General features: G+C 34.7%; 4 protein-coding genes. 3 read left to right on the top strand and 1 reads right to left on the bottom strand.

Annotated elements, in window-relative coordinates:
- Window positions 1-466: 466 nt before the first annotated feature.
- Entirely contained in the window at window positions 467-1585 is a 1119-nt protein-coding gene (locus tag BA81_RS18900) for a response regulator aspartate phosphatase (protein WP_031308973.1), read from the top strand.
- A 994-nt stretch (window positions 1586-2579) separates the two neighbouring features.
- Window positions 2580-3602: a protein rep gene (locus BA81_RS18895; RefSeq protein ID WP_031308869.1), complete on the top strand. Its 1023-nt coding sequence runs from the start codon at window positions 2580-2582 to the stop codon at window positions 3600-3602.
- Between the two features lie 38 nt (window positions 3603-3640).
- Here the strand turns inward: BA81_RS18895 and BA81_RS18890 are convergent, their stop codons facing one another.
- Window positions 3641-4132 (bottom strand): DUF4944 domain-containing protein, encoded by a 492-nt coding sequence (locus tag BA81_RS18890; protein ID WP_034284326.1) that lies wholly within the window; start codon window positions 4130-4132, stop codon window positions 3641-3643.
- 118 nt (window positions 4133-4250) lie between these two features.
- On the opposite strand from BA81_RS18890, the gene BA81_RS18885 reads away from it, so the two are divergent.
- Complete coding sequence (locus tag BA81_RS18885) at window positions 4251-5243, top strand: amidase domain-containing protein (RefSeq protein WP_034284324.1); 993 nt, start codon at window positions 4251-4253, stop codon at window positions 5241-5243.
- Window positions 5244-5463: the final 220 nt, after the last annotated feature.

Here is a 5463-nt window from a genome sequence, read left to right as displayed (position 1 = left end):
TGGGCTGTTTTCGTTTTTAAACGTTTTTATTTGGATGATAAGATGCATGATTAAATATAGAAAAATACCGAGGTTGTAATTCTAAAATGCCTCTGAGAGCGTTCAGATTCGATTCTGAGCGCTTTTATTTTTGTTCAGGTGATTGAAATAGGGGGATGCGTCAAAGATAAGGTGCATGATTAAATATAGAAAAATACCGAGGTTGTAATTCTAAAATGCCTCTGAGAGCGTTCAGATTCGATTCTGAGCGCTTTTATTTTTGTTCAGGTGATTGTGAATAGGGGGATGCGTCAAAAACGCTTATAAGGGCTTTGAATGCGTTTTTTCGTTTTGTCTGCTGAATTCATTTTAAAAAACGTTTGCGAGATACCGAAAATTTTCAAAAATGGAAACGCAAGCAAGTTATAGCCGTATTTCATGTGCTAGGATTTAACATAAAAAAGCGATGTATCGGGGGATTGATGGTATGGGAACTATTGCAGCGCCTGTGATTGGTCAGAAGATTAATGAGTGGTATCGGCATATCAAAAGGTTGAATGTGACAGATGCAGAGATTCTCCGTAACGAAGTTAAGAATGAACTGGATTTGATGGAGGAAGACGAACAGGTTGTTCTTTATTTTCAGCTAATGGAATTTCGCCATGAACAGATGCTTGAATACGTAAATCCATCAAAAAATACTGTCAACAAAGCTGATTATTTGAGAGCTGTCGAAGGTGAAGGAAAAAGGCTTACTGGTATTATGGAGTACTACTTCAATTTTTTCAGAGGGATGTATGAGTTTTCTAAAGGGGAGTACATAAAAGCTATTACATTTTATCGCTATGCGGAAAGAAAACTTGATAAAGTAGCTGATGAATTGGAGCGTGCGGAGTTCTTTTTCAAAATGGCAGAAATCTTTTATCACATGAAGCAAACACATCTATCTATGTATTATGTTGAACAGGCTTATCATGCTTATAAGGCAAACAGTATATATCAAGTTAGGTTAATCCAGTGTAGATTCGTGATTGCGGGAAATTATGACGATTTGGTCAGTTATGAGAAGGCACTTCCCCATTTGAAACGAGCTTTACAGGAATCTATTGCACTTGGCCATGATTACATTACGACTAAGGGTTTGTTGAATTTAGGAAACTGTTTTAATAAACAAGATGATGTTGCGAAAGCAACAGTATATTACCAACGTGCATTAGAGTTAGGCGAGAAGATCGGTGCTAAAGAGGTTGTACAAGCTTGTTATGATTTAGCCATCATTTTCTTTAAGCAGGGACGAAAAGAAGAAGCTCTTGATTATTGTGTGAAAGGAAAGAGCTATGCTGAAAAGTATGATGATTCTATGTTTGTCGATCTTTTTAATGTGCTTCATGAGTTATATGTGACGGTTTCGCCTAGTGTTGAAGTCAATCAAAAATTCGATCAACTTTTATATAGTCGTGGTTATCCTTATTTAGAAGACCTAGCTTTAGAGGCTGGAAGATTTTATAATGACATAGAACGACTGGATGATTCTGTATTTTTTTATAAGAAGATGATCCAAGTTCAGAAACTGATTCAAAGGGGCGATTTTGAATATGACGTTTAAAAAAATTATGGCTGCCGTTTTGATTTTAGCTGTGACTGTTGCGCCGGTTTATGGTTTAGCGACGCAAGATAACAGCGTTTCTGTTGCGTCAAGGAATGCAACATGATGTATCGTATTCGATTTGTAACATGAAAATTAACAGACCTTTTAGGTCTGTTTTTTTGTGGAAATATCATGTGTAGTTACTTGAAAATGAGACGTAAACGATTAGGTTTTTGAACGTGCTTACCAGAATGTGATTATCCAGGTTGTGATTATCACGTTCTGGTGTGAGGTTTAGTCAAAAGGCTACAGAAAAGGTGTGGAGTTTTTGATTGGCAAAGCAGAGTCTATGATTGCAAGGTTTCAGTGATTAAAAGCTATAAAAATGGTGTTAAAAGCTAATGAAAGGTTGCAAGAAAAGTGTTAAGGCTTTGAGTTATAAACGATTAGGTTTTTGAGCGTGATTACGAGAACGTGATTATCCAGATTGCGATTATCACGTTCTGGTGTGAGGTTTAGTCAAAAGGCTACAGAAAAGGTGTTTCTGATCGTAAAGGCTACAGAAACGGTGTGGTGTGTTTTCTTGGCAAAATAAACCCTATGATTGCAGGGTTTTGATATGTATTTGAGTGATTAAAAGCTACAAAAAAAGTGTTAAGGCTATAAAAACGGGGGGACTCAATTTTTGAGTAGGGGGGCAAAAAATCAAAAAAAAATCTCCCCCTGCGGGGAAATTTGGTTTAGTCTTTGGTCTTTTAGGTTTTTGGGTTTTGATCTTTTAAAAAGATGGCGGTTTCGCCAGCTTTTTGGGCGATTTTGACGGAGTCAGAATCGTGTCTTTTCTTATCTTGATACATATAGAAACATTGAGATTTTCAAAAAGTAGGATAAATACAGTGGTGCCAAGGTTTTAAAAGCATTTTGACATGTAGAAACTCCCTCTGCTATTATTAAAGTGACCAAACCATAATAATAGAGTGCTAGAGGACTAGCATCAGAAGGAGTTTTTTTCTTGTGTTATTCAGATGAATCAAATTATAGCATCCTTCAGGACAAAACCGCAACAGGTAAAAAGCGGGATTGGCGAGGGAAAAAGGTGAGATCGTCACTTATGGCGGCTCATTATGAAGGACTTGAAAAGCGTACCGGTGCGCCTTACTACGGAAAAAAGGCAGAGAAAGTATGTGATTGTGCGGAATGTCTTGCGTTTAAGAGAGATCGAGAAACGGGCAGACTACGATTATATCAAGCCTATTTTTGTAAAGTGAGGTTATGCCCTATGTGTGCGTGGCGAAGGTCGTTAAAAATTGCTTATCATAATAAATTGATCGTTGAAGAAGCCAATCGGCAATATAATCCAGCATGGATATTTCTCACGTTGACAGTGAAAAATGTTGAGGGTGATGATCTGAAACAGACCATTTCGGATATGATGAAAGGCTTTAATAGATTGATGAAATATAAGAAAATAGATTCTGCCGTGCGTGGATATTTCAGAGCTTTAGAGATCACGAAGAATCATGAAGAAAATACATATCACCCTCATTTTCACGTTTTAATTCCAGTAAGAAAGAGTTATTTTACTCATAATTATATTAAACAATCAGAATGGACAAGCCTTTGGAAGCGTGCAATGAAATTGGATTACACACCGATTGTGCATGTGCAGCGGGTCAAAGGAAAAAAGGGAATCGATGCGGAAGCGATTGAAAAAGAAGTCCGCGAAGCAATGGAAGAACAAAAAGCTATTCTTGAAATTTCGAAGTATCCTGTGAAGGATACGGATGTGATACGTGGTAATGAAGTGACCGAGGAGAATTTGGATACGGTCTATTATTTGGATGATGCATTAAGTGCCAGACGCTTGATTGGTTACGGTGGGATCTTGAAAGAGATTCATAAGGAGCTGAATTTGACGGATGCCGAGGACGGAGATCTGATCAGAATTGAAGAAGATGAGGATGAGGTAGCCAATGAGACATTTGAGGTTATGGCGCATTGGCATGTTGGTATCAAAAATTACATAATCACATAAAAAAGCAGGCTCTTAATTAGTCTGCTTTTTTTATATGGTTATTGATTTAATATTGTTTTTTTAGATAAATTTATTTGATCAATCATTTTATCTTTATTAGAATTTGTGCTTTCTATTTGTAACATTAATGAGTGATCTTTGATTTCTTTTTCTGGCATATTTTCTAGTGTGGCTATGTAATTTGGAACATTTCCACCGTTTTTAAACTTTCCACCAAGGTATTCAGAAAGTTTATAATCTCCACTTTCTGAATACTTCTTTTTGTCCCTGTATAAACTGATTTTGTTTATGTATAAATCTTTTCCTTTATTTTTGTTTCCTGTCCAATATACCTTTGCATAATAAGTGTATTTGTTGTCTGTATTTTTATCGCTTTTTAAGATTATTACTTTCCAATCTCCATTTTCGCTAGTACCTTCAAATCTAGGGAAATTCTGTTTGTTATAATCTGTAATTTTAAAAATCCCTATAAATAAAACTAAAATTATTAAAATTATTAGGGACCATTTAATAAAACTATTATTTTTCATTCTATATCTCCTTTTATTTATATTAATCTTAAAATCACTTTAAATATAATCTAAAAATAATGCTTTAGATTATATTTAATGGTATGTTTTCTTTAAATTTACAAAGGGGGATAATTTTATGAAAAAAATTATTTTTAGCTTTATGTTTGTTTGTTCTTGTTTGTTCTTGTTTGCTAGTAACTCATTTGCTGAAGAAAACCAAATCGATTCTAAGACTATTAAAGAAGCTCAAGATGAAGTTTTTAAATATTTGAAGGATCACAAAATGAATATTAAAGTAGGCACGGATGAGTTTTCAGATTTTTTAATGTCTATACCTTCTTTTGATGATAAAGGTGAATTTGATAAAGATTTGATGCAAGCTTATGCTACTACATATTTGGCAGAGATGGAAGAATATTATTTTAGTGATAAAGAAGATTCTGTTGATGAAGATAAGTTTGAACTAAGTGATGTGGTTTTGGATAAAACCATTTCTCAAGTAAAAAAAGAAAATGAAAAAGAAAATGAAACAGTTGAAAAAGATATAGAGGTTAAACAGTCTACTTCTGAATTAAAAGGAGATATGTCTACTCTTTCTTCGTTCAACCGTACAAAAGCTAAAGACTATATGAAAAAAAATTGGGACAATACGTCTAGTAAGAAATTTAAGTATTTCGGAGGTAAAGGTGGAGATTGTACTAACTATGCATCCCAGGTAGTGTATGCAGGGGGCATGAAACTTAACTATACAGGTCATATGAGACCTGGAATAGCAAAAACAGTGAAGGGTTGGTATTTTGCACCTGCTATGCCTGGATCTGGTGAAACTGTTGATCACTCTACTTCTTGGGTTAGAGTTGTTGACTTTTATAGTTACTGGGCTGGTACTAAGAAGCATAAAGTTTATTCTAATTTGACAGCTGCACAGGTTTCTAAAAAAGTCTCTACTGGTGATGTTATTCAAGTTTACTCGAAAAGCTCATCTAAATGGTTTCATACTGTTGTTGTTTACGATGTTAATAGCAAAGGTGTGACAAGGTATTCTGGTCATTCAAATGAAAAACTATATGCACATCTTCCGATTGAATTCAAAGGCAGTAATTATAAATTCAGAGTCATCAAATTTTAAGTTTAACTTATAATAAAGAGCATCAAGCTTGTAGAGAGCAATTAAGGATTTTCTACAAGCTTTTTTTAATTTAAATTTATTTTTATATAATACCGGCTATTAAGTCGGCTTTTTCTTTACACGCTTGACGGAAATCGAGAGATTTTAGCACGCACATAGGGGTGTGTATAAGTGCGCCATTTTCATGTATGTCCTATTTCCAAAATTGCCACCACTTTTT

It is taken from the genome of Bacillus safensis FO-36b (assembly GCF_000691165.1).
GTDB classification, from domain to species: Bacteria; Bacillota; Bacilli; order Bacillales; family Bacillaceae; genus Bacillus; species Bacillus safensis.
Note: the sequence above shows the minus strand (reverse complement) of the source record. Positions and strands in the feature narration are given on the sequence as shown.

What these genes read in the sequence shown, in the direction of transcription:
- BA81_RS18900 (WP_031308973.1), top strand. Translation starts at nt 467, where the DNA reads ATGGGAACTATTGCAGCGCCTGTGATTGGTCAGAAGATTAATGAGTGG.
- BA81_RS18890 (WP_034284326.1), bottom strand. Translation starts at nt 4,132, where the DNA reads ATGAAAAATAATAGTTTTATTAAATGGTCCCTAATAATTTTAATAATT.
- BA81_RS18885 (WP_034284324.1), top strand. Translation starts at nt 4,251, where the DNA reads ATGAAAAAAATTATTTTTAGCTTTATGTTTGTTTGTTCTTGTTTGTTC.